Origin of the sequence: Caenimonas terrae (assembly GCF_042655405.1) — a bacterium.
Taxonomy (GTDB): Bacteria; Pseudomonadota; Gammaproteobacteria; order Burkholderiales; family Burkholderiaceae_C; genus Ramlibacter; species Ramlibacter terrae_A.
Genome location: NZ_JBHSMF010000005.1, coordinates 1 through 25,499 on the forward strand (window position 1 = coordinate 1; position 25,499 = coordinate 25,499).

The 25,499-nt window shown below is 69.2% G+C and carries 19 protein-coding genes and 1 pseudogene; 14 read left to right on the forward strand and 6 right to left on the reverse strand.

Annotated elements, in window-relative coordinates; genetic code table 11:
• Positions 1-1,670 (forward strand): annotated as a pseudogene (locus ACFPOE_RS05745) (hypothetical protein); the annotation flags it as partial.
• Positions 1,671-1,695: 25 nt separating this feature from the next.
• On the opposite strand, the gene ACFPOE_RS05750 reads toward ACFPOE_RS05745, so the two are convergent.
• From ACFPOE_RS05750 to purU, 4 genes are all read right to left on the reverse strand, one after another.
• Positions 1,696-3,189: an FAD-linked oxidase C-terminal domain-containing protein gene (locus ACFPOE_RS05750; protein ID WP_376849063.1), complete on the reverse strand. Its 1,494-nt coding sequence runs from the start codon at positions 3,187-3,189 to the stop codon at positions 1,696-1,698.
• Between the two features lie 64 nt (positions 3,190-3,253).
• Complete coding sequence (locus ACFPOE_RS05755; RefSeq protein WP_376849064.1) at positions 3,254-4,123, reverse strand: LysR substrate-binding domain-containing protein; 870 nt, start codon at positions 4,121-4,123, stop codon at positions 3,254-3,256.
• Positions 4,120-5,229, reverse strand: coding sequence for a tetratricopeptide repeat protein (locus tag ACFPOE_RS05760; protein WP_376849065.1), 1,110 nt, complete (start codon positions 5,227-5,229; stop codon positions 4,120-4,122). Before ACFPOE_RS05760 ends, ACFPOE_RS05755 begins: the two co-directional genes overlap by 4 nt.
• A gap of 4 nt (positions 5,230-5,233) precedes the next feature.
• Entirely contained in the window at positions 5,234-6,082 is an 849-nt protein-coding gene (gene purU, locus ACFPOE_RS05765) for a formyltetrahydrofolate deformylase (RefSeq protein ID WP_376849066.1), read from the reverse strand.
• 61 nt (positions 6,083-6,143) lie between these two features.
• Between purU and aptA the strand changes: the two genes are divergently transcribed.
• The 13 genes from aptA to ACFPOE_RS05830 all read left to right on the forward strand — a co-directional run bounded on the left by aptA (position 6,144) and on the right by ACFPOE_RS05830 (position 24,244).
• Entirely contained in the window at positions 6,144-7,478 is a 1,335-nt protein-coding gene (gene aptA, locus ACFPOE_RS05770) for an omega-aminotransferase AptA (RefSeq protein ID WP_376849067.1), read from the forward strand.
• A 69-nt stretch (positions 7,479-7,547) separates the two neighbouring features.
• Positions 7,548-8,984, forward strand: coding sequence for an MFS transporter (locus ACFPOE_RS05775; RefSeq protein WP_376849068.1), 1,437 nt, complete (start codon positions 7,548-7,550; stop codon positions 8,982-8,984).
• Positions 8,981-10,390 carry a NarK family nitrate/nitrite MFS transporter gene (locus tag ACFPOE_RS05780; protein ID WP_376849069.1) on the forward strand — a complete coding sequence of 470 codons (1,410 nt, stop codon included), beginning with the start codon at positions 8,981-8,983 and terminating at the stop codon, positions 10,388-10,390. The genes ACFPOE_RS05775 and ACFPOE_RS05780 overlap by 4 nt, the downstream gene beginning before the upstream one ends.
• Before the next feature lie 23 nt (positions 10,391-10,413).
• Entirely contained in the window at positions 10,414-14,229 is a 3,816-nt protein-coding gene (locus ACFPOE_RS05785; protein WP_376849070.1) for a nitrate reductase subunit alpha, read from the forward strand.
• A complete protein-coding gene (gene narH, locus ACFPOE_RS05790) occupies positions 14,226-15,749 on the forward strand; it encodes a nitrate reductase subunit beta (protein ID WP_376849071.1) in 1,524 nt (507 codons plus the stop codon). The genes ACFPOE_RS05785 and narH overlap by 4 nt, the downstream gene beginning before the upstream one ends.
• A gap of 1 nt (position 15,750) precedes the next feature.
• Positions 15,751-16,458 (forward strand): nitrate reductase molybdenum cofactor assembly chaperone, encoded by a 708-nt coding sequence (gene narJ, locus ACFPOE_RS05795; RefSeq protein WP_376849072.1) that lies wholly within the window; start codon positions 15,751-15,753, stop codon positions 16,456-16,458.
• Positions 16,455-17,183, forward strand: a complete 729-nt coding sequence (gene narI, locus ACFPOE_RS05800) for a respiratory nitrate reductase subunit gamma (RefSeq protein WP_376849073.1) — start codon at positions 16,455-16,457, stop codon at positions 17,181-17,183. The genes narJ and narI overlap by 4 nt, the downstream gene beginning before the upstream one ends.
• A complete protein-coding gene (locus tag ACFPOE_RS05805) occupies positions 17,180-17,968 on the forward strand; it encodes a peptidylprolyl isomerase (RefSeq protein WP_376849074.1) in 789 nt (262 codons plus the stop codon). The genes narI and ACFPOE_RS05805 overlap by 4 nt, the downstream gene beginning before the upstream one ends.
• A gap of 166 nt (positions 17,969-18,134) precedes the next feature.
• On the forward strand, positions 18,135-19,370 hold the full coding sequence (locus tag ACFPOE_RS05810) for an NAD(P)H-dependent flavin oxidoreductase (RefSeq protein ID WP_376849075.1): 1,236 nt from the start codon (positions 18,135-18,137) through the stop codon (positions 19,368-19,370).
• Complete coding sequence (locus tag ACFPOE_RS05815; protein WP_376849076.1) at positions 19,367-21,760, forward strand: adenosylcobalamin-dependent ribonucleoside-diphosphate reductase; 2,394 nt, start codon at positions 19,367-19,369, stop codon at positions 21,758-21,760. The genes ACFPOE_RS05810 and ACFPOE_RS05815 overlap by 4 nt, the downstream gene beginning before the upstream one ends.
• Positions 21,761-21,786: 26 nt before the next feature.
• The gene (locus ACFPOE_RS05820) at positions 21,787-22,419 is read left to right on the forward strand and encodes a nitroreductase family protein (RefSeq protein ID WP_376849077.1); all 633 of its coding nucleotides are present in this window, start codon (positions 21,787-21,789) and stop codon (positions 22,417-22,419) included.
• The gene (locus tag ACFPOE_RS05825) at positions 22,416-22,964 is read left to right on the forward strand and encodes a hemerythrin domain-containing protein (RefSeq protein ID WP_376849078.1); all 549 of its coding nucleotides are present in this window, start codon (positions 22,416-22,418) and stop codon (positions 22,962-22,964) included. Before ACFPOE_RS05820 ends, ACFPOE_RS05825 begins: the two co-directional genes overlap by 4 nt.
• A complete protein-coding gene (locus ACFPOE_RS05830; RefSeq protein ID WP_376849079.1) occupies positions 22,961-24,244 on the forward strand; it encodes an acyl-CoA dehydrogenase family protein in 1,284 nt (427 codons plus the stop codon). Before ACFPOE_RS05825 ends, ACFPOE_RS05830 begins: the two co-directional genes overlap by 4 nt.
• On the opposite strand, the gene ACFPOE_RS05835 is transcribed toward ACFPOE_RS05830, so the two are convergent.
• Both ACFPOE_RS05835 and ACFPOE_RS05840 read right to left on the reverse strand, forming a co-directional pair.
• Complete coding sequence (locus ACFPOE_RS05835; RefSeq protein WP_376849080.1) at positions 24,241-24,648, reverse strand: ribonucleotide reductase subunit alpha; 408 nt, start codon at positions 24,646-24,648, stop codon at positions 24,241-24,243. The two genes, ACFPOE_RS05830 and ACFPOE_RS05835, sit on opposite strands and share 4 nt — an antisense overlap.
• Before the next feature lie 57 nt (positions 24,649-24,705).
• A complete protein-coding gene (locus tag ACFPOE_RS05840) occupies positions 24,706-25,452 on the reverse strand; it encodes a ChaN family lipoprotein (RefSeq protein ID WP_376849081.1) in 747 nt (248 codons plus the stop codon).
• Positions 25,453-25,499: the final 47 nt, after the last annotated feature.

A 25,499-nucleotide genomic window follows, 5' to 3' on the forward strand; every position in this document is an offset into this window, starting at 1 on the left:
AGATCGCCCGCACCGGCGGCAGCTTCAACCTGACCGGCGTCCTGGACCTGGGAGGCGGCACCCTGGACATCGGCTCGGCCACCTTCGGCACCGGCGGGCTCAGCCAGATGTACGGCACGCTCAGGAACGGCACGCTGGTGAGCGGCGACGGCACCCCCCTGTATGGCTATGGCGGATGGCTGGACGCGATCGGCATCGGCAGCAACCTGTCGCTGGTCGGCGGCGGCTACCTGAACGTCAAGAACGGGCTGGCGCTGGCCAACGGCGTCACCTTCAACGCCGGCAGCTCGACCCTGTCGATGTACGGCAGCCAGTCGATCTCGGTTGGCGGCTCCGGCGGCGCGGCGACCTTCCTGAGCCCGGGCGGATACATCTACATCAATGCCGGCGGCACCGGGGAGACGCTGACGCTCGGTTCCGGCATCACGTACCGCGGCCATGGCGGCTTCTATAACTACACCGGCGGCACACTCATCAACAACGGCACCATCGATGCGAGCGACACCGGCCAGACGCTGTACATCCAGCCCGATACGTTCACCAACAACGGAACCTTGAACATCGCGAGCGCAGCGACGGTCTACCGCGGTGTCGGCATGACCAACCCCGCCAGCGGCGTGATCTCGGGCAGCGGCTCGCTCAATCTCGGAACCGGCACGCTGGTGAACCTGGGGACGCTGGCGCCCGGCAGCGCCACGGCGACCGGCACGCTGTCCATCGCGGGCAACCTCGATACCAGCGCCGGCACCGTGGTGCTGAAGACTGCGTCGACAACTGCGTACGACGCCGTGTCGGTGTCGGGCGCCGTCGCCGTCAGTTCGGGCACGGTCATCAACCGCACCGACATGGCGGGTGCGAGCTATGTGGCGAACGATACTTTCGACGTGATCCGCAGCGCCGCCGGGACTGTCAGCGGCGGGCTGCCGACGGTCCCCGGCTTCAACGTATCGGTCACGCCTGCGCCCGCGCCGGTGTCGCTGCGACTGACGGCCCAGGCGCCAGCACCCACTTCAGCGCCTGCACCGACCCCGGCGCCGACGCCTGCGCCGTCGCCGGCACCCACACCCGCGCCGTCACCCGCACCGACGCCCGCGCCATCTCCAGCGCCGACGCCTGCGCCTTCCCCGGCGCCTACGCCAGCGCCGTCGCCGGCACCCACACCCGCGCCTTCCCCGGCGCCTACGCCTGCGCCGTCGCCGGCACCCACACCCGCGCCGTCACCCGCACCGACGCCTGCGCCATCTCCAGCGCCGACGCCTGCGCCTTCCCCGGCGCCTACGCCAGCGCCGTCGCCGGCACCCACGCCCGCGCCGTCGCCAGCCCCGTCGCCGGCACCCACACCCGCGCCGTCGCCAGCGCCGTCCCCGGCACCCACGCCCGCGCCGAGCCCTGCACCGACACCCGCGCCCGCGCCCTCGCCGGCGCCGGCGCCTACGCCTGCCCCGAGCCCCGCACCCGCACCCGCACCCGCGTCGCCGACCGTCCAGCAGATCATCGAACTGCTGCCGACCGCCGCCCGGGACGTGGTGCAGCTGGCGGTGACGGAGCAGCAGAACGTGGTGACCGTGTTCGTGGCGCTGGCGCAAAAGGAGGAAACGCCCCCCGGGCGCGACGACAAGAAGGAAAGCGCCGTCACCTCCAATGTCACCGCCACGCAATGCAAGCCGTGAGCCTTGAGCCGGGCTCCGGCGCCGGCTAGAAGCGCGGCAGCTCGGGGTGCGCGAGCTGGCCGCCGCGCACCAGCATCTTCCCGTACTCGGCGCAGCGGTTCAGCGTCGGGATGACCTTGCCGGGATTGAGCAGCTGCCTGGGGTCGAAGGCGCGCTTGACGCCGAACATCTGCTCGTTCTCGGCGGCGCTGAACTGCACGCACATCGAGTTGAGCTTCTCGTAGCCGACGCCATGCTCGCCGGTGATGGTCCCGCCCATCGCCACGCTGGTCTCCAGGATGTCGGCGCCGAACAGCTCGGCGCGGTGCAGCTGGTCGGCGTCGTTGGCGTCGAACAGGATCAGCGGATGCAGGTTGCCGTCGCCGGCATGGAACACGTTGGCGCAGCGCAATCCGTACCTGATCTCCATCTGCTGGATCGCCAGCAGGATGTCGGCCAGCCGCTTGCGCGGGATGGTGGAGTCCATGCACATGTAGTCCGGGCTGATGCGGCCCGACGCCGGGAAAGCGTTCTTGCGGCCGCTCCAGAAGCGCAGCCGCTCGGCTTCGTCGCGGCTGACCGCCAGCGCGGTGCAGCCGCAGGAGCGCAGCACGTCGCTCATGCGGCCGATCTCTTCTTCCACTTCCTCCGGCGTGCCGTCGCTCTCGCACAGCAGGATGGCCTCGGCCGTCAGGTCGTAGCCGGCGTGGACGAAGTCCTCCACCGCCGCCGTCATCGGCTTGTCCATCATCTCCAGGCCGGCCGGGATGATGCCGGCGGCGATCACCGCCGCCACCGCATCGCCGGCCTTGCGCACGTCGTCGAAGCTGGCCATGATGCAGCGCGCCAGCAGCGGCTTGGGCACCAGCTTGACCGTCACCTCGGTGGTGACGGCCAGCATGCCCTCGCTGCCGACGATCACGCTCAGCAGGTCCAGTCCGGCGCAATCGAGCGCGTCGCCGCCGAACTCCACCGGTTCGCCTTCCACCGTGAAGCCCTTGACCTTGATCACGTTGTGCAGCGTCAGGCCGTACTTCAGGCAATGCACGCCGCCGGAGTTCTCGGCCACGTTGCCGCCGATGGTGCAGGCGATCTGGCTGGACGGGTCGGGCGCGTAATACAGGGCGTGCGGCGCCGCGGCCTCGCTGATCGCGAGGTTGCGCACGCCGCATTGCACCAGCGCCGTGCGGCTGAACGGGTCGACCTTGACGATGCGGTTGAACTTGGCCAGCGACAGCGTCACGCCCAGGGCATGCGGCATCGCGCCGCCGGACAGCCCGGTGCCGGCGCCGCGCGCCACCACCGGCACCTCCAGCGCGTGGCAGGCCTTCAGCACCGCCTGCACCTGGTCGTGCGTTTCCGGCAGCGCCACCACCAGCGGACGCTGGCGGTAGGCGGTGAGGCCGTCGCATTCGTACGGGGTGGTGTCCTCGGCGTTCCAGAGCAGCGCATGGGCGGGCAGCACCGCCTGCAACGCGCGCACCACCTGCGCCTGGCGTTCGGCGCGATTCAGGACAGCGGTGTCGATCGGTGCATTCATGCCGCCACTGTAGGCCAGTTGCGGGCCCGCCCGGCTGAAGTTTTTTGCGGCCTGGGCTGAAATATCAGCCCAGGCTTTTCTTCAGCCACTCGGCGAAGGCGGCGCATTCCCAGCGGTCCATCGTGCCGGCCCGCCAGCACAGGTAGTGTGCGTGCGGGCTGGGTACGTTGCGCTCCGAGATGCGTTCCAGCGTGCCGTTCTCCAGCCAGGGCTGGCCGAGCTTGAGCCGCACCAGCGCGATGCCCAGGCCCTGGGCGGCGGCGTCGCACATCAGGCCGATGTCGTTGAAGGAGGAGCCCTCGCCCGGCTCGCCGGCATCCACGCCATGGGCCAGGAACCAGGTGCGCCAGGGCTCCAGCGGGCTCTTGATCAGCTTGGCGGCGAGCAGCTCCTCGATCGAATCGAAGGGCCCGTTCTCGCGCAGGTAGGCCGGCGACGCGAGCGGCGTCACCTCGTCGGTCATCAGGCAGACATGCTCGACGTCGGCGTAGCGGCCGGTGCCGAAGCGGATCATCAGGTCGGCGTCCTCGGCCACCACGTCCAGCAGCGGGATCGAGACCTGCAGCATCAGGTCGATCTCCGGATAGGCCTCGATGAAGCCGCGCAGCCGCGGCATCAGGATCGAGCGCGAGAAGGTCGGCGTCACCGCCACCTTCAGCTTGCGCTTGCCCTGGGCCGACTCGCGGCCGGGAAAGCGCTCCAGGATGGCGATGCCTTCGCGCACATGGGCCAGGTACTCGCTGCCTTCGGTCGTGAGCGAGAAGTCGGCGCGGCCGAACAGCTTGGCGCCGATGATCTGCTCCAGCTGGCGCACGCGGTGGCTGACGGCGCTCGGCGTCACGCACAGCTCCTCGGCCGCCTGCGTCACCGAGCGCAGGCGGGCCAGCGCCTCGAACGTCAGCAGGCACTGGATCGGCGGAATGCGGGCGGTCATGGCGTGGTTCCGGTGGCGATCCGGTTGCGGGCCTGTTCCAGCTGGCCGGCGTCCAGCGATTGTTCCAGCTGCGCGAGTTCGGCCGGCGCGGCGCCGTTGCCCCCGTTGGCCGCCAGGGCGAACCATGCATACGCGGCCACCGGGTCCGGCGCCACGCCGGTGCCGTCGCGCAGCGCCCGCGCCCACATGACCTGCGCCGGCGCGAAGCCCTTGCGGGCGCCTTGTTCGAACCACCTGGCCGCCGCCGCCGGATCCGGCTCCACGCCCGCGCCCAGCAGGTAGGCGACGCCGACATGCCAGGCATAGCGGCCCTGGGTCGGCGCGTCGTAGGCCACGTGCGCCCGCCCGGAGCGCAGCAGGATGGCCGGGATCTCGCCGCGCCCTTCCGCCAGCGCTTCCATGTCCCGCAGGCGAGCCTGCCGGAAGGCGGCGGTGCGTTCGCGCGCCTCCTGCGGCGACAGCCCCAGGTCCTGCTGCGCCAGCACGGCGTCGCTCAGCACGACGAGCGCGGCCAGCGGCGTGCTGCCCGGCGGCAGGCGCGCCGAATACCAGGCGGCCAGCATCAACTGGTCCAGTTCCATCAGCCGGTCGCGCCGGTAGGGGAAGTAGCTCAGCACCGTCCGGCCCGAGGGATGGCCGGCGATGCCCATGGCGTGCACCGCCTCGTGGTAGGCGCAGCGCCACACTTCGCCGGACCGCATGCGGACATGGACCCGCTCGAGCAACCAGTTGCGGACCTGGAGATATTCCGTCACGCAGGCGTCGCTGCCCAGGTCGTCGTCGCTCACCACCTCGATGTCCAGGCCGGCGGTGGAGGCCGCGTCCGCCTGCTGCGAGACGTCGACCAGGGCGATGCCGGCGGCGTCGCCGGCGGCGGCCAGCGCATTGCGCAGATGCTGGACGTGGCGCGCCGAGTCCGGGCCGTGGATGCGGTAAGCGACGGGGGACTTCCAGCGCATGGTCTGGCGCGCGGTGCCGCCCTGGTCCCACAGGCTTTCCCAGACCGTGCGCAGGCTGTCGTCCAGGGTGTCGGCGCGGACGGCACCCGCGAGCAGCAGCAGCGCGACCAGCAGGCTGGCCCAGGCTGGTGTCGCGCGAGTGCTCATGGCCCTACTTGAAGATCACCGTCTTGTGGCCGTTGAGCAGCACGCGGTGTTCGCTGTGCCACTTGACGGCGCGGGCCAGCACCTGGCTCTCGGTGTCGCGGCCCATCGCGGTGAGGTCTTCCACCGTCTTGCTGTGGTCGGCGCGCGCCACGTCCTGCTCGATGATCGGGCCTTCGTCCAGATCCGCCGTCACGTAGTGCGCGGTGGCGCCGATCAACTTCACGCCGCGGTCATGGGCCTGGTAATACGGCTTGGCGCCCTTGAAGCTGGGCAGGAAGCTGTGGTGGATGTTGATCGCCCGGCCGGCCAGCTTGCGGCACATGTCGTCCGACAGGATCTGCATGTAGCGGGCCAGCACCACCAGCTCCGCGCCCTCGGCCTCGATGATCTCGAACTGCCTGGCTTCCACCTGCGCCTTGGTTGCGGCAGTCATCGGCAGGTGGTGGAACGGCACGTTGTAGCTGGCCGCCAGCTGGTAGAACTCGCGGTGGTTCGAGATGATGGCGGCGATGTCCAGGTGCAGCAGGCCGGAGCGCCAGCGGAACAGCAGGTCGTTCAGGCAGTGGCCTTCCTTGCTGACCAGGATCACGGTGCGCATCGGCTGGGTGGTCGCGTGCAGCTTCCACTGCATCTTGAACGGCTCGGCGAAGAACCGCAGCTGGGTCTTGAGGTCGTCGTGCGTGTGCTGGTCGCAGGCGAACTGCACGCGCATGAAGAACAGGCCGGTGTCGTGGTCGTTGTACTGGGCCGCTTCTTCGATGTTGCCGCCGTGCTCCAGCAGGAAGCCGGAAACCGCGTGCACGATGCCCGGGCGGTCCGGGCAGGAAAGGGTGAGGACGTAGGCGTGGTTCATACGCCTTCAATTGTCGCAGGTGCGAAAATGCCCTTTTGGACCGTTCGATTTGGAGATTTCCATGGCGTACAACGACTTCAACATGGACAGCCAGTGGCTGCCCTTCACCCCCAACCGCAGCTTCATGAAGAACCCGCGGGTGTTCGTGGCCGCCGACGGCATGGAATTCACCACGCACGACGGCAGCAAGGTGATCGACGGCATCTCCAGCCTGTGGTGCGTCGGCGCCGGCCACAACAGGAAGCCGATCAACGAGGCGATCAAGAAGCAGCTGGACACCCTGGATTACTCCACCGCCTTCCAGGCCTCCAACGACCGCGCCTTCCAGGCCGCCGAGATGATCGCGGCCATGGCGCCGGGCGACCTCAACAAGGTGCTGTTCTGCAACTCCGGCTCGGAGGCGGCGGACACGTCGCTGAAGCTGGCGCTGGCTTACCACCGGGCCCGCGGCGAAGGCCATCGCACCGTCTTCATCGGCCGCGAGAAGGGCTACCACGGCGTCGGCTTCGGCGGCATGAGCGTGGGCGGCATCCCGGCCAACCGCAAGGCATTTAGTTCGGCCTTGCTGCCGCGGGTGGACCACATGCGCTTCATCCACGACCCGGTCAACAACGCCTACATCAACGGCGTCGAGCCGGTGTCGCAGGAAGACATGCTGCTGGAGCTGGAAAACCGCATCCTGCCGCTGCACGACCCGTCCAACGTGGCGGCGATCATCGTCGAGCCGGTGGCCGGTTCCGCCGGCTGGTACCTGCCGCCGCAGGGCTACCTCAAGCGGCTGCGCGAGATCTGCGACAAGCACGGCATCCTGCTGATCTTCGACGAGGTGATCACCGGCTTCGGGCGCATGGGCACCAACTTCGGCGCCGATTTCTACGGCGTGGTGCCGGACATGCTCAACTTCGCCAAGTGCGTGACCAACGGCGTGATCCCGATGGGCGGCGTGATCTGCCGCGACAAGCTGTACGACACGATGATGAAGACCGACGCGCCGCCCCACGTGATCGAGTTCTTCCACGGCTACACCTATTCCGGCCATCCGGTGGCCTGCGCCGCCGCCATCGCCACACTGGAGCTGTTCCAGCAGGACAAGCTGTTCGCGCGCGCGGGGGAAATGGGCAAGGTTCTCGGCAACGCGTTCCACAGCACCTTCAAGGGCATGCCCAACGTGATCGGCATCCGCAGCCTGGGCCTGGCCGCAGCGGTGGAGCTGGCGCCGATCGCCGGCTCGCCGGGCAAGCGCGCCTACGACATCTTCATCGACTGCTTCAACAACGGCGCGCTGGTGCGGCCGGCCGGCGACGTGCTGGTGATCGCGCCGCCCTACATCGTGGAAAAGTCGCACATCGACAAGCTGGTCAACACGCTGGCCGACTCGATCCGCAAGCACGCCTGACCGCCGGCTTCTGCGCCGCACTTGATGTAGGTTAAATGCGCACCGGGCCGGCTGCCCTAAGCTGGCCCGATGCAAGCGCGCTGGCCCGTCCCACACGGCCAGGCCGGTGGGGACCGGCCTGAGCCGCCCCCTGCCTGCGCCGGGAAAGAGCCCGGCAACCCAGGCGCGGCCACGGCCGCCACCGGCCCGCCCACCGTCACCCGCCAGGCCTGGTCGGTGCTGGCGGTGAGCACGCTGTCCTTCACCGTCTGCTTCATGGTCTGGATGATGTTCGGCGTGATCGGCATCCCGATCCGCAAGACCCTGAACCTGAACGCCACCGAGTTCGGCCTGCTGACGGCCATGCCGGTGCTGACCGGCTCGCTGGTGCGGGTGCCGCTGGGCATCTGGACCGACCGCTACGGCGGCCGCATCGTGATGGCGCTGCTGATGGCGGCGACGGTGCCGGCAATCTGGCTGATGTCCTACGCCACCGCCTACTGGCACTTCCTGGCGATCGGCCTGTTCGTCGGCCTGGCAGGGGGCTCGTTCTCGGTCGGCACGCCCTATGTCGCCCGCTGGTTCCCCAAGAAGCGGCAGGGCTTCGCGATGGGCGTGTACGGCGCCGGCAACTCGGGGGCGGCGGTCAACAAGTTCGTCGCGCCGGTGCTGCTGGTCAGCTTCGGCTGGACCATGGTGCCGCAGGTCTACGCGGCGGTGATGCTCGGCACGGTGATCCTGTTCTGGTTCTTCAGCTACAGCGACCCGTCGCACCTGGTGCCCAGCAGCGTCCGCTTCAGCGACCAGCTCAAGATGCTCAAGGATCCGCACGTGCTGCGCTACTGCCAGTACTACAGCATCGTGTTCGGCGGCTATGTCGCGCTGTCGCTGTGGATGGTGCAGTACTACGTCGGCGAGTTCGGCCTGGACATCCGCATTGCCGCCCTGCTGGCGGCCTGCTTCTCGCTGCCCGGCGGCGTGCTGCGCGCCGTCGGCGGCTGGCTGTCGGACAAGTTCGGTGCCCACACGATGACCTGGTGGGTGATGTGGGTGAGCTGGATCTGCCTGTTCCTGCTGTCCTATCCGCAGACCGATTTCACCATCCTCACCGTCAACGGTCCGCGCAGCTTCCACCTCGGCCTGAACGTCTACGCCTTCACCGTGCTGATGTTCGTGCTGGGCATCGCCTGGGCCTTCGGCAAGGCCAGCACCTTCAAGTACATCAGCGACCAGTATCCGGAGAACATCGGCACCGTCTCGGGCATCGTCGGCCTGGCCGGCGGCCTCGGCGGCTTCGTGCTGCCGATCATGTTCGGCGCCCTGATGGACCTGACCGGCATCCGCTCCAGCGCCTTCATGCTGATGTACTGCGTGGTCTGGGTGTCGCTGATCTGGATGTACTTCACCGAAGTTCGCCGTACCGAAGTCATGGGCAGCCACGCGGCCGAGGGCCCGTCGTTCCCGCATCTGCTCCAGCCATCGTCGCCACCGCCCCTGGGCCAGGCCTTTCAGAAAGCGTCATCATGAGCACCACCACCGCACCGGCTCCGCACGGCCGCGTCCTGTCGATCTGGACGCCCGAGGACAAATCATTCTGGGAACGCGAGGGCGAGGCCATCGCCAAGATCAACCTGTGGATCAGCGTGCCGGCGCTGTTCCTGGCCTTCGCCGTCTGGCAGGTCTGGAGCGTGGTGGCGGTCGGCCTGCCGGCGCTGGGCTTCAAGTATTCGACCAACCAACTGTTCTGGCTGGCGGCGGCGCCGGCGCTGTCGGGCGCGACGCTGCGGATCTTCTATTCGTTCATCGTGCCGCTGGTGGGCGGCCGGCGCTGGACCGCGATCTCCACCGCCTCGCTGCTGATCCCGGCGATCGGCATCGGCTTCGCGGTGCAGGACAACACCACCAGCTATCCGACCATGATGCTGCTGGCGCTGCTGTGCGGCTTCGGCGGCGGCAACTTCAGCTCCAGCATGGCCAACATCAGCTTCTTCTTCCCGAAGGAGCGCAAGGGCTCGGCGCTGGGCGTCAACGCCGGCCTGGGCAACCTGGGCGTGTCGGTGGTGCAGTTCCTCAGCCCGCTGGTGGTGACCATGGGCATCTTCGGCATCTTCGGCGGCGACCCGCAGACCATCACCAGGAACGGCCAGGCGGTGCAGGTCTGGACCCAGAACGCCGCCTTCATCTGGGTGCCGTGGATCCTGCTGGCCTCGCTGGCGGCGTGGTTCGGCATGAACGACATCGCAGCCGCCAAGGCCTCGTTCGCCACCCAGGCCACCATCTTCCGGCGCAAGCATAACTGGCTGATGTGCCTGCTGTATCTCGGAACCTTCGGCTCCTTCATCGGTTATGCGGCGGGCTTCCCGCTGTTGATCAAGAGCCAGTTCCCCGGCGTCAACCCGCTGGCGTACGCCTGGCTCGGTCCGCTGGTCGGCGCCGTGGTGCGGCCCTTCGGCGGCTGGCTGGCCGACAAGGTGGGCGGCGCCAAGGTGACCTTCTGGAACTTCATCGTGATGGCGTCCGCGGTGGTCGGCGTTCTTTACTTCCTGCCCTCGGGCCCGTCGGGCGGCAGCTTCGCCGGCTTCTTCCTGATGTTCCTGGTGCTGTTCCTGACCACCGGCATCGGCAACGGCTCCACCTTCCGCATGATCCCGGTGATCTTCCTGAACGAGGCGCTGGCGCGGGTGAACCAGTCCGACCCGCAGCAGGTGGCGCTGGCCACCAAGGAAGGCAACACCGAAGGCGCCGCCACGCTAGGCTTCACCGCCGCCATGGCGGCCTACGGCGGCTTCTTCATTCCCAAGAGCTACGGCAGCTCGATCACGCTGACCGGCGGTCCGGAGGCGGCGCTGTACGTCTTCGTCGCCTTCTACCTGGTGTGCATCGCGGTGACGTGGTGGTACTACGCCCGCAAGAACGCGCCGATGCCCTGCTGATATTACCCGCCCGGAGAACAAGAATGAGCCACTTCCTGGATCGCCTGACCTACTTCTCGCAGCCGCGCGAAAGCTTTGCCGACGGGCACGGCCGCACCACCGGCGAGGACCGCACCTGGGAAGACGCCTACCGCAACCGCTGGGCCCACGACAAGATCGTGCGCAGCACCCACGGCGTCAACTGCACCGGCTCCTGCTCCTGGAAGATCTACGTCAAGGGCGGCATCGTCACCTGGGAAACCCAGCAGACCGACTACCCGCGCACCCGCTGGGACATGCCCAACCACGAGCCGCGCGGCTGCGCCCGCGGCGCCAGCTACAGCTGGTACCTGTACAGCGCCAACCGGGTCAAGTACCCGATGGTGCGCGGCCGGTTGCTGCGGCTCTGGCGCGACGCGCGCATCACCCTGGGGCCGGTGGAGGCCTGGGCCTCGATCGTGGAGAACGAGGCCAAGCGGCGCAGCTACCAGCAGGTGCGTGGCCTCGGCGGCTTCGTGCGCTCGGCCTGGGACGAGGTCAACGAGATGGTCGCCGCGGCCAACGTCTACACCATCAAGAAGCACGGGCCGGACCGCGTGATCGGCTTCTCGCCCATCCCCGCGATGTCGATGGTGAGCTATGCGGCCGGCAGCCGCTATCTCAGCCTGATCGGCGGCGTCTGCATGAGCTTCTACGACTGGTACTGCGACCTGCCGCCGGCCAGTCCGCAGGTCTGGGGCGAGCAGACCGACGTGCCCGAATCGGCCGACTGGTTCAACTCCAGCTTCATCATCGCCTGGGGCTCCAACGTGCCGCAGACCCGGACGCCGGACGCCCACTTTTTCACCGAGGTCCGCTACAAGGGCACCAAGACGGTGGCGATCACGCCCGACTATTCCGAGGTGGCCAAGCTGGCCGACATCTGGATGAACCCCAAGCAGGGCACCGACGCGGCGGTGGCCATGGCGATGGGCCACGTCATCCTCAAGGAGTTCTACTTTCCCGAGGGCGGCCAGCGCAGCGCGTATTTCGACGACTACGTGCGCCGCTACACCGACATGCCGATGCTGGTGCTGCTCAAGGAACACACGCTGCCCGGCGGAGAAGTCATCACGGTGCCGGACCGCTACGTCCGCGCCTCCGATTTCGACGCCAACCTCGGCCAGGCCAACAACCCGGAGTGGAAGACGGTCGCCCTCGATGCCTCGGGCAAGGTGGTGCTGCCCAACGGCGCCATCGGCTTCCGCTGGGGCGCGGACGGCCGCGCCGACGTCGGCCAGTGGAACCTGGAAGCCAAGGAAGCGCAGCACGGCGGCGAGGTCAGGCTGAAACTCTCGGTGCTGGAGGGCGGGCAGGCCTCGACCGAGACCGTGCGGGTGGGCTTTCCCTACTTCGGCGGCATCGTCAGCGAGAACTTCCCGAACAACGTCCAGACCGACGTCCTGGTCCGGACCGTGCCGGTGCAGCGCCTGTCGCTGGGCCAGGCCGGCGCGGAGCGCTCGGTGCTGGTCGCCACGGTGTTCGACCTCCAGGTCGCCAACTACGGCGTGGCCCGCGGCCTGCCGGGCGAGTTCGCGGCCAAGAGCTTCGACGACGACACGCCCTACACGCCGGCCTGGCAGGAGCGCATCACCGGCACGCCGCGGGCCCAGCTGATCACGGTGGCGCGCCAGTTCGCCGAGAACGCCCACAAGACCCAGGGCCGCTCGATGGTGATCATCGGCGCGGCGATGAACCACTGGTACCACAGCGACATGAACTACCGCGGCGTCATCAACATGCTGATGCTGTGCGGCTGCATCGGCAAGAGCGGCGGCGGCTGGGCGCATTACGTCGGGCAGGAAAAGCTGCGGCCGCAGACCGGCTGGACCGCGCTGGCCTTCGCGCTGGACTGGATCCGCCCGCCCCGGCAGATGAACAGCACCAGCTTCTTCTACGCCCACACCGACCAGTGGCGCTACGAGAAGCTGGGCATGGACGAAGTGCTGTCGCCGCTGGCCGACAAGAAGCTCTATGCGGGCAGCATGATCGACTACAACGTGCGCGCCGAGCGCATGGGCTGGCTGCCCAGCGCGCCGCAACTGCAGACCAATCCGCTGCAGGTGGTGCGCGATGCGGCCGCCGCCGGCGTCGAGCCGAAGGAGTACGCCGTCAAGGCGCTGAAGGACGGCTCGCTCAAGATGAGTTGCACCGACCCCGACCATCCGGACAACTGGCCGCGCAACATGTTCGTCTGGCGCTCCAACATCCTGGGATCCTCGGGCAAGGGCCACGAGTACTTCCTCAAGCACCTGCTGGGCACCAGCAACGGCGTGCAGGGCAAGGACCTGGGCGCCGAGGAGGCGAAACCCACGGAAGTTGTCTGGCACGACAAGGCGCCCGAAGGCAAGCTGGACCTGCTGGTGACGCTGGACTTCCGCATGAGCACCACCTGCCTGTACTCCGACATCGTGCTGCCGACGGCCACCTGGTACGAGAAGAACGACCTCAACACCAGCGACATGCATCCCTTCATCCATCCGCTGTCCACGGCGGTGGACCCGGCCTGGCAATCGCGCAGCGACTGGGACATCTACAAGGGCTTCGCGAAGAAGTTCAGCGAGGTCTGCGTCGGCCACCTGGGCGTGGAAAAGGAACTGGTGCTGGCGCCGCTGATGCACGACAGCCCCGCCGAGCTGGCCCAGCCCTTCGAGGTGAAAGACTGGAAGCGCGGCGAGTGCGAGCTGGTCCCGGGCAAGACCGCGCCAAACATGCTGGTGGTGGAGCGCGACTACCCCAATGTCTTCAAGCGCTTCACCGCGCTGGGCCCGCTGATGAACAAGGTGGGCAACGGCGGCAAGGGCATCGCCTGGAACACCCAGGCGGAAGTGCAGCAGCTCGGCGAGCTCAACGGCTTCGTCACGGCCGAAGGCGTGACGCAAGGCATGCCCAAGATCGAGACCGACATCGACGCCTGCGAGGTGGTGCTGCAGCTCGCGCCCGAGACCAACGGCCATGTCGCGGTCAAGGCCTGGGCCGCGCTGGGCAAGCAGACCGGGCGCGACCACACGCACCTGGCGATCCACCGCGAAGACGAGAAGATCCGCTTCCGCGACATCCAGGCCCAGCCGCGCAAGATCATCAGCTCGCCGACCTGGAGCGGCATCGAGAGCGAGACGGTCTCTTACAACGCCGGCTACACCAACGTGCACGAGATGATCCCCTGGCGCACGCTGACCGGGCGCCAGCAGTTCTACATGGACCATCCCTGGATGATCGCGTTCGGCGAGGGGTTCTCCAGCTACCGGCCGCCGGTGGACCTCAAGACCACGGCCGGCATCCACGGCATCAAGCCCAACGGCAACACCGAGATCGCGCTCAACTTCATCACGCCGCACCAGAAGTGGGGCATCCACAGCACCTACACCGACAACCTGATGATGCTCACGCTCAGCCGCGGCGGCCCGTGCGTCTGGATCAGCGAAGACGACGCCAAGCGCGCCGGCATCGTCGACAACGACTGGATCGAGCTGTTCAACATCAACGGCGCCATCGCGGCGCGGGCGGTGGTGAGCCAGCGGGTCAAGCCGGGCATGGTGATGATGTACCACGCGCAGGAAAAGATCGTGAACACGCCCGGCTCTGAGATCACCGGCGCGCGCGGCGGCATCCACAACTCGGTGACGCGGATCGTGCTCAAGCCCACCCACATGATCGGCGGCTACGCGCAGTTCAGCTACGGCTTCAACTACTACGGAACCATCGGCACCAACCGCGACGAATTCGTGGTGGTGCGCAAGATGAACAAGATCGACTGGCTCGACACTCCTGTCGCAGAACAACTGGTCAAGGCGACGCTGGAACAAGGAGAGTCAGCATGAAGATCCGCGCGCAAATCGGCATGGTGCTGAATCTGGACAAGTGCATCGGCTGCCACACCTGTTCGGTCACCTGCAAGAACGTCTGGACCAGCCGGCCGGGCATGGAATACGCCTGGTTCAACAACGTCGAGACCAAGCCCGGCATCGGCTACCCCAAGGAATGGGAAAACCAGGACAAGTGGAACGGCGGCTGGGTGCGCAAGGCCAGCGGCGCGATCGAGCCGCGCCAGGGCGCCAAGTGGAAGCTGCTGATGCGCATCTTCACCAATCCCAACCTGCCCGAGATCGACGACTACTACGAGCCCTTCACCTACGACTACGCCCACCTGCAGTCGGCGCCGGAAATGAAGGCCACGCCGACCGCGCGGCCGCGCAGCCTGATCACCGGCAAGCAGATGGACAAGATCGTCTGGGGCCCAAACTGGGAGGAGATCCTGGGCGGCGAATTCGCCGGCCGCAGCAAGGACCGCAACTTCGACGACATCCAGAAGGAGATGTACGGCCAGTTCGAGAACACCTTCATGATGTATTTGCCGCGGCTGTGCGAGCACTGCCTGAACCCGGCCTGCGTCGCCTCCTGCCCCTCGGGCTCGATCTACAAGCGCGAGGAAGACGGCATCGTGCTGATCGACCAGGACAAGTGCCGCGGCTGGCGCATGTGCGTCTCGGGCTGTCCCTACAAGAAGATCTACTACAACTGGAAGAGCGGCAAGGCCGAGAAGTGCATCTTCTGCTACCCGCGCATCGAGGCCGGGCAGCCGACGGTCTGCTCGGAAACCTGCGTCGGAAGAATTCGGTACCTGGGCGTGCTGCTGTACGACGCGGACCGCATCCAGGAAGCAGCCAGCGTCGAACACGACCGCGACCTGTACCAGGCGCAGCTGGACATCTTTCTGGATCCGTTCGATCCCAAGGTGATCGAGCAGGCCCGCGTCGACGGCATTCCCGACAAGTGGATGGAGGCCGCCCGCAACAGCCCGGTCTACAAGATGGCGGTGCAATGGAAGGTGGCCCTGCCGCTGCATCCCGAATACCGGACGCTGCCGATGGTCTGGTACGTGCCGCCGCTGTCGCCGATCAGCGCCGCCGCCAATGCCGGCCACCTTGGCAACAATGGCGAGATCCCCGACGTCAACCAGTTGCGCATTCCGGTCCGGTACCTGGCCAACCTGCTGACGGCTGGCGACACCAAGCCGGTGGTGCGGGCGCTGGAGCGGATGCTGGCGATGCGCGCCTACCAGCGCGAAAAGCATGTGGACCAGCGCATCAACCAGGCGGTGCTGGACCAGGTCGGCATCACGAAAGCCGAGGTCGAGGAGATGTACCACGTGATGGCGATCGCCAACTACGAGGATCGCTTCGTCATCCCCAGCACCCACCGCGAGTACGCCGAGAACACCTTCAACGTGCGCGGCGGCTGCGGCTTCAGCTTCGGCAACGGCTGCTCCGACGGCAGCACCGAGGCCAGCCTGTTCGGCGCCGAGAAGAAACGCACCATTCCCATCAAGGCGGAGATCTGAGATGAAACAGAACAACAGCTCCGCACCGAAGCGCACCCCCGGTGCCGTCGCGCTGCGCATCCTGGCGGGCCTGCTCGGTTACCCCGACGCGCAACTGCGTTCTTATCTTCCCGAGATGGCGGCGCTGCTGAAGGAAGAGAGTGCGCTCAAGCCCACGCGCCGCGGCGAGCTGCTCGCGCTGATGGACGCCCTGGAATGCGGCGACCCGCTTGAAACCGAGGCCGCCTATGTCGAACTGTTCGACCGCGGCCGCGCCACCTCGCTGCACCTGTTCGAGCATGTGCATGGCGATTCGCGCGAGCGCGGCCCGGCGATGATCGACCTGGGCCAGACCTACGAGACGGCCGGCCTGGTCCTGGCCGAGGGCGAGCTGCCCGACTACCTGCCCGCGGTGCTGGAGTTCGTCTCCACCCAGCCGCAGGCCGAGGCAAAGGCTTTCCTGGGCGAGATCGCGCACCTGCTGCAGGGCATCTTCGGCGCGCTGCGCCAGCGTGACAGCGCGTACGCCAGCGTGCTGGGCGCGTTGCTGGAGCTGGCGGGCCAGAGGGCCGAGGCCATCGAGCCGGCGCCCGAGCCGCCGCTGGACGAGAGCTGGGCCGAGCCGGTGGTGTTCGACGGCTGCTCCACCCAGGGCCAGGCCCGTCCGGGCCAGCCGCAGCCGGTCCACATCGTTCGCAAGACAAGTTACGCGCAAGGAGCAGCGTCATGAGCGGCGTCTACGGTTTCCTGTTCCAGGTCTATCCCTATGTCTGCTTCACGGTGTTCGTGGTCGGCAGCCTGATCCGCTTCGACCAGAACCAGTACAGCTGGAAGAGCGACTCCTCGCAGATGCTGCGCGCCGGCACGCTGCGCTGGGGCAGCAACCTGTTCCACGTCGGGGTGCTGTTCCTGTTCTTCGGCCACATGGTGGGGCTGTTCACGCCGCACTCCGTGTACGGCGTCTTCATGAGCGCGGCGTCCAAGCAGATGCTGGCCATCACGGCCGGCGGCATCGCCGGCCTGCTGTGCTTCGTGGGGCTGAGCCTGCTGCTGTACCGGCGGGTGTTCGACGACCGCATCCGCCACACCAGCCACCCGACCGACATCGCGATCCTGCTGGTGCTGTGGGTGCAGCTGGTGGTCGGCCTGATCACCATCCCCCTGTCCTTCCAGCATTCCGACGGCAGCGTGATGCTGATCCTGGCCGACTGGGCCCAGCGCATCGTCACCCTGCGCCCGGTCGATGCCACGGCCATGTCCGAACTGGCCTGGCCCTACCTGTTCCACGTGGTGTTCGGCATGACCATCTTCCTGCTGTTTCCGTTCAGCCGCCTGGTGCACGTCTGGAGCGGCTTTGCCACCGTCGGCTTCCTGTTCCGGCCGCACCAGGTGGTGCGCAGCCGGCGGCTGAACCTGCCGCCCGGCCACGCCGTTCCGACCAGGCGGCTGCCATGAGCGGCGCCACCGCCACCGCCACCGCGATCGCCAGCGTCAACGGCGTGCCGCTGCACTCGCCGCAGGAAACGCTGTCCGCCGGGGAGCTGCGCCAGCGCGCCTGCACCGAGCTGCTGCGCCAGGCGGCGATGCAGGACGGCCTGCTCGCCGGCGACGATCCGGTTCCGGTCGATGGCGCGATCAGCGAGCCGGCCTGCGACGCGATCGACAGCTGGCTGGATCGCGAGCTGCAGGTTCCCGAGCCCTCCGACGAAGCCTGCCGCCGCCATTTCGACGCCCAGCCGGCGCGCTACCGCAGCGGCGAGCGGGTGCGGGTGCGGCACGTGCTGTTCGCCGTCACGCCCGGGATGGACGTGGTCGCATTGCGCAACCGCGCCGAGGCCTGCCTGCTGGACGTGCGCTGCCACGACGGCAGCGCCGGCGACGGCTTCCCCCGCGCCGCCCGCGAGCTGTCCAACTGCCCCAGCGGCCAGCAGGGCGGCGATCTGGGCTGGCTGGCGGCGGCGGACTGCGCGCCCGAGTTCGCCCGCGAGCTGTTCGGCCACGTCGAGGTCGGCGTGCTGCCGCGGCTGGTGCACAGCCGCTTCGGCCTGCACGTGGTGGAAGTACTGGAGCGCGAACCCGGCGCGGCGCAGCCGTTCGCCTCGGTGCAGGGCGCGGTGCGCATGGCCCTGCGCCAGCAGGCGTATGCCACGGCGCTGCGCCAGCGCCTGCAGCTGCTGGCCGGCGCCGCCCGGGTGGAGGGCGTCGAGCTCGATGCGGCGCAGACACCCCTGGTGCAATGACCACATGGGCCGCAGGCGCACGCAGCGGCCATCTGAAGCTGCAGGGTCGGCATGGCGTGCTCAGGCTCGCAAAAGTGCGTGTCTTTGATGCATGACAAGGTGGCTTCGTCCCGGTTTCGGTAGCCTCCAACGGTGGAACCGGCCCGTACCAACCTTGTGGAACACGATGGACACCTCATCTCGGATTGAAGAGGGCGCAGCAGCGCTCAAGGCGCTGGCGCGCGCAGCGGGCCTGAGGCCTTGGACGCTGGGGGAACGGGAACTGGTGCCGGTGGTGCAGGGCGGCATGGGCATCGGCGTGTCGGCCGGCGGGCTGGCCGGCACGGTCGCCGCGGAGGGCGCCGTCGGGACGATCAGTTGCGTCGACCTGCGCCGGCTGCACCCGGACCTGATGGAACAGACCCAGGCCCTCGAAGGCGAGTCCGCCAAGCCCCTGATCGACGCGGCAAACCTGGTGGCCCTGGGCCGCGAGATCGCCAAGGCGCGCCAGCTGTCGGCAGGGCGGGGCCTGCTGGCCGTCAACGTGATGCGGGCGGTGAGCGAATACGAACACTATGTGCGCCATGCGCTGGACTGCGGCATCGACGCGGTGGTGGTCGGTGCCGGCCTTCCGCTGGACCTGCCCGAACTGGCGCGCGATTACCCGAAAGCGGCGTTGATTCCGATCCTGTCGGATGCGCGCGGCGTGCAACTGGTGGTGCGCAAGTGGGAAAAGAAGGGACGCCTGCCGGACGCGGTCGTGATCGAGCATCCCGGACTAGCCGGCGGCCACCTCGGCGCCGCCAAGGTCGCCGACGTGCATGACAAACGCTTCGACTTCGACGTGGTGCTGCCTGAGACGCTGGCCTTCCTCCGGTCGGTGGGGCTGGAAGGCAGGATTGCGCTGATCGCGGCCGGCGGCGTCACCAGCCTGGACGACATCAGACGGTTGCAGGACCTGGGGGCTGCCGCGGTCCAGGTCGGTACTGCCTTCGCCGTCACCACCGAGGGCGACGCTGCGCCCGAGTTCAAGCGCGTCCTGGCCGAGGCCAGGCCAGAGGACCTGGTGGAGTTCACCAGCGTCGCCGGCTTGCCGGCGCGCGCCGTCCGCACCCCGTGGCTGGAAAAGTACCTGCGGCTGCAACCGCGGCTGCAGGCCCATGCCCACGTCAAACCCCACTGCACCATGTGGTTCGACTGCCTGGCCCATTGCGGGCTGCGCGACGGCAATGCGGCGTGGGGCCAGTTCTGCATCGACAAGGTGCTGGGGCATGCGGCGGCGGGCCACATCGACCGGGGGCTGTTCTTCCGCGGCGCCGGCGCGTTGCCGTTCGGCAGCGCAATCCGGTCCGTCCACGAGTTGATGCAGTGGCTGCTGGGCGGCGTCCGCCCGCCGGACCTCGGGCAGGGCGCGGCGGCATGAAGCGCGACCCCAGCCCGGCCGGCACGCTGCCGATGCAGCCGATCAGCCGCGACGTGCTGCAGGAGAAGTACCTCCGGCCCGGCGAAGCGGACGTCGAGGACGTGTACGCGCGCGTGGCGGACGCGCTGGCCTCGGTGGAGCCCGAAGGCCAGCGCGCGCAGTACCGCGAGCTGTTCCACGCCAACCTGCGGGCCGGCGCCATCGGTGCCGGCCGCATCATGAGCGCGGCCGGCACCGGGCTGCAGTCGACGCTGATCAACTGCTTCGTGCAGCCGGTCGGCGACTGCATCCAGGGCCAGGACGACGGCGGCTATCCCGGCATCTACGAGGCCCTGCGCGAGGCGGCCGAAACGATGCGCCGTGGCGGCGGCGTCGGCTACGACTTCTCGCGCATCCGGCCACGCGGCGCCATGGTCAGCAGCACCGGCTCCTTCGCATCGGGCCCCTGCAGCTACATCGACGTGTTCGACCATTCCTGCGCCACGGTGGAAAGCGCCGGCTCGCGCCGCGGCGCCCAGATGGGCGTGCTGCGGATCGACCATCCCGACGTGCTGGAATTCATCACCGCCAAGCGCACGCCGGGGCGCTGGTCCAACTTCAACGTCTCGGTCGCCGTCACCGACGAATTCATGCGCGCGCTGCAGGCCGGCGAGGACTGGCCGCTGCTGCACCGGGCCCAGCCCGGCGCCCCGCTGGTCGCGCAGGGCGCGCACCGGCGCGAGGACTGCTTCTGGGTCTACCGCAGCGTGCCGGCGCGGGAGCTGTGGGAGACCGTGATGCGCTCGGCCTACGACTTCGCCGAGCCGGGCATCCTGTTTCCCGACACCATCAACCGCGACAACAACCTGGGTTACTGCGAAGAGATCAGCGCGACCAATCCGTGCGGCGAGCAGCCCCTGCCGCCCTACGGCTGCTGCGACCTCGGGCCGGTGGTGCTGCCGCGTTTCGTGCGCCATCCCTTCGGTTTCGGCGGCACGCCGCAGTTCGACTTCGAGGCCTTCGCGCAGGCGGTTGCGCTGCAGGTGCGGGCGCTGGACAACGTGCTGGACCTCACCTTCTGGCCGCTGCCGCAGCAGCGGGTGGAGGCGATGGCCAAGCGCCGCATCGGGGTCGGCTTCACCGGCCTGGGCAACGCGCTGGCGATGCTGTGCCTGCGCTACGACCAAGCGGATGGCCGCGAGCTGGCGGTGCGCATCGCCCGCTGCATGCGCGACTCGGCCTACGCCGCCTCGGTGGCGCTGGCGCGCGAAAAGGGCGCCTTCCCGCTGTTCGACGCCGGCCGTTACCTGGAGGGCGGCACCTTCGTCAGCCGGCTCGATCCGGCGCTGCAGGAGCAGATCCGCGCCCACGGGCTGCGCAACAGCCACCTGCTGTCGATCGCGCCGACCGGCACGGTGAGCCTGGCCTTCGCCGACAACGCGTCCAACGGCATCGAGCCCTCGTTCGCCTGGACCTACCGGCGCAAGAAGCGCGAGGCCGACGGCACCACCACCGAGTACATGGTGGAAGACCATGCGTGGCGGCTGTACCGTTCGCTGGGCGGCGACACGACGCAGTTGCCCCGCTATTTCGTCTCGGCACTGGAGATGCCGGCGGCCGGCCACCTGGCGATGATGGAGGCGGTGCAGCCCTTCGTCGACACCGCCATCTCCAAGACGGTCAACATCCCGGCCGACTATCCTTACGAGGATTTCAAGGGGCTTTACCTCGAGGCCTGGCAGGCCGGCCTGAAGGGGCTGGCCACCTACCGGCCCAACAGCATCCTGGGCTCGGTGCTCAGCACCGCGGCACCGGCACTCGACGCGGCGCCGTCGCAGTCCGGCGCCGACCCGATGCGCTCGGTGATCGAGAGCCGGCCGCGCGGCGCGCTGCCCTCGGTGGCGGAGAAGCTCGAATACTGGACCCAGCAGGGCCGGCAGAACCTGTACCTGGTGGTGTCGTTCCTGCCGGTGGCCGGCGGCCGCGAGCGCGCCATCGAATTTTTCATGCCGGTCGGCCAGAGCGCGCAGTCGCAGCAGTGGATCACGGCCAGCATGCGGCTGCTGTCGCTGGCGGCGCGCGGCGGCTTCCTGGAGCGTGCGCTGGCCGACATGCGCAAGGTGGCCTGGGACCGCGGGCCGGTGCGGCTGGGAACCTATGTGCGCGCCGACGGCAGCGAGGTGCCGCTGTGGCATGACTCGGAAGTGGCGGCCATCGCCTATGCGATCCAGAACATCATCGCCCGCCGCGGCGGCGGCGAGGTGCCGGCGCTGGCCACGCCGGCGCACGGCGCCGCCGAGCCGGGCGCGATGGCCGGCGCCAAATGCTCCGAATGCGGGGCCAACGCGATGATCCGCAAGGACGGCTGCGATTTCTGCACCTCCTGCGGCCACGTCGGCGCCTGCGGCTGAGGCGAAGGACCGTAATGCACGCCGTGATGCAAGCAGCAAGGGCGCCGGCCACGGCGGCCGGCGCGGTCGATGCCGCCAGCGCCGGCGAATGGGCCGCTGCCCTGATCCAGTCGCGCTGCACCGTGCTGCCCAAGCGGCTGGCGGCGCCGGGTCCGGACCGGGCCCAGCTCGCGGCGATCCTGGGCGCGGCCGCGGCCGCGCCGGACCACGGCGAGCTGCTGCCCTGGCGCTTCGTGCTGGTGCCCGAGCGCGCGCGTCCCGCGCTGGCCGATGTGTTCGAGCAGTCGCTGCTGGAACGCGATCCGGCCGCCAGCCCCGCGCAGTGTGCCCAGGCCCGCGAGAAGGCATTCCGGGCGCCGGTGCTGCTGCTGGCGATCGCCGCCCTGGGCGGCGCGCCGGAGATCCCCGCGGCCGAGCGGCTGGTGTCGGCCGGCTGCGCGCTGCAGAACATGCTGCTGATGGCGACCGCGCTGGGATTCGGCTCCGCGCTCACCAGCGGCAAGGCGCTGCAGTCGGACGGCCTGCGCCGCCTGTTCGCCCTGCGTCGCGACGAGCAGGCGCTGTGCTTCCTCAGCCTGGGCACGGTGGCATCGAGCCGGCCGCGCCGCGCCCGGCCCGGAATGGAGCAGTATGTGAGCGAACTGGAGGTGCCCTCATGAACCAGACCGTGCGCGTCGACTCCCTGATCTCTTCCCCGGCGGCCAGCTTCGAGCAGCCGTTCGACATGCTGCATGCCTGCCACGAGCGGATGCAGCGCATGGTGGCGCTGCTGCAGCGGCTGCGCGAGCACATGCGCACCCACGGCGCCGACGAGCAGGCGCGCGACGCCGCCCGCGACGTGCTGCGCTACTTCGAGCGGGCGGCGCCGCAGCACCACCAGGACGAGGAGCTGCACGTGTTCCCGCCGCTGCTGGCCAAGGGCGATCCGGCCACCCGGGAGCTGGTCGGGCGGCTGCAGCAGGAGCACCTGCAGATGGAGGAGCACTGGGTGGTCGCGCGCCGGGTGCTGGACGCCGTCGCCGCCGGCCGTCTGCATGCGCTGGCCGCCGCCGACGAGGCGGCGCTGGACGCCTTCTCCGGCCTGTACGCGGGCCACATCGCCGCCGAGGAACAGGTCGTCTATCCGGCCGCGGTGGCGCTGCTCGATGCCGGCGCAGTGCAGGCGATGGGCAAGGAAATGGCGCAGCGGCGAGACGCGGCGTGAACTTCTCTCCCTCCGCGCGGGCCGAGGGCCTGCTCCAGCAGCTCGATGCGTTCATGCAGCGCTACCTGCTGCCGTACAACGCGGCCTGGCACCGCTCGGTGCAGCAGGGGATCTACCCGCCGCCCTTCCTCGACGACCTGAAGGTGCTGGCCCGCGAGGAGGGCCTGTGGAACCTGTTCCTGCCCTCCCTGCACGCGGACGAGCCCGGCACCGCGCTGGGCCATCTCGATTACGCGCCGCTGGCCGAGGCCATGGGCCGGCTGCCGTGGGCGGCGGAGGTCTTCAACTGCAGCGCGCCGGACACCGGCAACATGGAGCTGCTGCACCTGTTCGCCACGCCGGACCAGGGCGCCCAATGGCTGGCGCCGCTGCTGGAGGGCCGGATCCGCTCGGCGTTCGCGATGTCGGAGCCGGACGTCGCGTCGTCCGACCCGACCAACCTGCAGACCACGGTGCGGCGCGAGGGCGGCCAGCTGGTGCTCAACGGCCGCAAGTGGTTCATCACCGGCGCCGCCCACCCCCACTGCCGGCTGCTGATCGTCATGTGCCGCAACGACGGCGAGGCGCAGGCGGACGGCCACCACCGCCACAGCATGGTGCTGGTGCCGCTGGCCACCGCCGGCGTCACGGTGCTGCGCAACATCAGCGTGGTGCATCACCTGGCGCCTGAAGGGCACTGCGAGATCCTGCTGCGCGACGTGCGGGTGCCGGCCGCCAACCTGCTGGGCGCCTGGGGCGAGGGCTTCGCCATGGCGCAGGCCCGGCTCGGGCCGGGCCGGGTGCACCACTGCATGCGCACCATCGGCCAATGCGAGCTGGCGCTGGCGTTGACCAGCGAGCGCGCGCTGGAGCGCGAGGCCTTCGGCCGGCACCTGTCCGATTTCGCCAACGTGCAGGAATGGATCGCAGAGTCGCGCATCGAGATCGACCAGGCCCGGCTGCTGGTGCTGCAGACCGCCTGGCTGCTGGACCGGCAGGATGCGGAGCCGGCGTTGCTGCGGGCCCGGGTGGCCGCGATCAAGGTGGTGGCTGCGCGCCTGCAGACCCGGGTGGTCGACCGCGCGATGCAGGTGTTCGGCGCCATGGGCCTGTCGCCCGACACGCCGCTGGCCGGCTTCTGGACCTGGGGCCGCGCGCTGCAGCTGATGGACGGCCCGGACGAAGTGCACCTGCGCACGGTGGCGCGCCACGAACTGGCGCAGGCCCGGGCCCGGCTGGGCGCGACGGCGGCGTATTACACGACGCCGGAGCAGCTGCTGGCCGAACCCAGAATTCGTTAGCAAAACTCCAGCGGCTGGCCCTGCGCGTCGAGCGTCAGGCAGCCGCAGAACTCGCCGCGCCGCACGCCGTTCACCATCGCGGTGAGCGAGGCATCCACTTCCTGGTCCGAGGGCGGTCGGCCGTCGCGACCGGACAGGCCGGCGACGAAGACCACCTGCCAGGGCGGACTGGCCGTCCGCGATTCCGCCACCAGCGCCTCGAAGGTGCTCAGTTCGTCGGGCCTGCGGTCGACGCAGGCCAACGGCTCGAGCGCGCCGCCCCGGCCCTGCGCGAAGCGCTCGCGTTGCACCGGCGTGGCGTCGGCAGGGAGTTCGGCGGCGGCAAAGACGAACAGCAGGCGCTGCGGATCGGGCTGGGCGGCGGCGGCCTGCAGCAGCTGCTCGAAGACGGTGGATTCGGCCATGCGCCATCCTCGCCGCCCGGCCGCCGCCCGCGTTTGCGCCAGATCAAGCGCCGCGCGTCAGGACGCGGCCGCGGGCGGCAGGCGCTTGCGCATGTCCTCGCAGTAGTCGCGCCTGGGCGTCAGCGGCGTCGGCAGCAGCACCGACTTGCTCACCAGCCCCGCCGGCAGGTGCTGCGGCACGCCGACGTCCGGATCGGCATGGCCGCCGCCGGCGATCAGCAGCACCGTCTTGCCCGGCACCGCCAGCGCCGCCAGCGTCGCCGCCATCGACCGGTCGCGCGCGATCTGCACCCGCGTCATCGGACCGATCTGGCTTTCCGGCAGCAGCCCGCAATGGCCTTCGCGGATCGCCTGTTGCTGGGCCTTGACCGCCGGCCCGCGCAGCAGTGCGTCCAGCGTCGCATCGGCCATCGCGGTGTGAAGTTGCTGGCGTGGCAGGTTGGCGCCGACCACCGGCACGCCGGCCGCCACGGCGGCCATCACGGCCGGCGCGTAGTCGGCCCAGGGCCATCCTTCGTGCTCCCAGCGCAGCGCCCGCCGCACCTCGTCTTCGCTCGCCGTGGGCGCCAGGCCGGCGGTGCTGGCGCCGCGGTCCGCCATCTCCAGCGCCAGCGCCGCCAGCACGCCGCGGCCGGCCAGCGCCGACACCATCTCGCGTTCCAGCGTGTGGTGCCCGGGCTCGTCGTGCTGTTCGCCCAGCAGCAGGATGGGGGTGTCGGACTGGATGGGGTCCGGCGCCTGCGGCGGCGCGGCACAGGCAGCGGCCAGCAATCCGGTCAGCAGCATGGCGAGTCGGCGCTTCATGGCTTCATCCTACAGGCTGCGCCGGCAGGCATCCGGATGCGCGCACG

Bases quoted from the DNA above. Each gene is read 5' to 3' on its own strand.
- ACFPOE_RS05750 (WP_376849063.1), bottom strand. From the start codon at position 3,189: ATGAATGCACCGATCGACACCGCTGTCCTGAATCGCGCCGAACGCCAG.
- ACFPOE_RS05755 (WP_376849064.1), bottom strand. From the start codon at position 4,123: ATGACCGCCCGCATTCCGCCGATCCAGTGCCTGCTGACGTTCGAGGCG.
- ACFPOE_RS05760 (WP_376849065.1), bottom strand. From the start codon at position 5,229: ATGAGCACTCGCGCGACACCAGCCTGGGCCAGCCTGCTGGTCGCGCTG.
- purU (WP_376849066.1), bottom strand. From the start codon at position 6,082: ATGAACCACGCCTACGTCCTCACCCTTTCCTGCCCGGACCGCCCGGGC.
- aptA (WP_376849067.1), top strand. From the start codon at position 6,144: ATGGCGTACAACGACTTCAACATGGACAGCCAGTGGCTGCCCTTCACC.
- ACFPOE_RS05775 (WP_376849068.1), top strand. From the start codon at position 7,548: ATGCAAGCGCGCTGGCCCGTCCCACACGGCCAGGCCGGTGGGGACCGG.
- ACFPOE_RS05780 (WP_376849069.1), top strand. From the start codon at position 8,981: ATGAGCACCACCACCGCACCGGCTCCGCACGGCCGCGTCCTGTCGATC.
- ACFPOE_RS05785 (WP_376849070.1), top strand. From the start codon at position 10,414: ATGAGCCACTTCCTGGATCGCCTGACCTACTTCTCGCAGCCGCGCGAA.
- narH (WP_376849071.1), top strand. From the start codon at position 14,226: ATGAAGATCCGCGCGCAAATCGGCATGGTGCTGAATCTGGACAAGTGC.
- narJ (WP_376849072.1), top strand. From the start codon at position 15,751: ATGAAACAGAACAACAGCTCCGCACCGAAGCGCACCCCCGGTGCCGTC.
- narI (WP_376849073.1), top strand. From the start codon at position 16,455: ATGAGCGGCGTCTACGGTTTCCTGTTCCAGGTCTATCCCTATGTCTGC.
- ACFPOE_RS05805 (WP_376849074.1), top strand. From the start codon at position 17,180: ATGAGCGGCGCCACCGCCACCGCCACCGCGATCGCCAGCGTCAACGGC.
- ACFPOE_RS05810 (WP_376849075.1), top strand. From the start codon at position 18,135: ATGGACACCTCATCTCGGATTGAAGAGGGCGCAGCAGCGCTCAAGGCG.
- ACFPOE_RS05815 (WP_376849076.1), top strand. From the start codon at position 19,367: ATGAAGCGCGACCCCAGCCCGGCCGGCACGCTGCCGATGCAGCCGATC.
- ACFPOE_RS05820 (WP_376849077.1), top strand. From the start codon at position 21,787: ATGCAAGCAGCAAGGGCGCCGGCCACGGCGGCCGGCGCGGTCGATGCC.
- ACFPOE_RS05825 (WP_376849078.1), top strand. From the start codon at position 22,416: ATGAACCAGACCGTGCGCGTCGACTCCCTGATCTCTTCCCCGGCGGCC.
- ACFPOE_RS05835 (WP_376849080.1), bottom strand. From the start codon at position 24,648: ATGGCCGAATCCACCGTCTTCGAGCAGCTGCTGCAGGCCGCCGCCGCC.
- ACFPOE_RS05840 (WP_376849081.1), bottom strand. From the start codon at position 25,452: ATGAAGCGCCGACTCGCCATGCTGCTGACCGGATTGCTGGCCGCTGCC.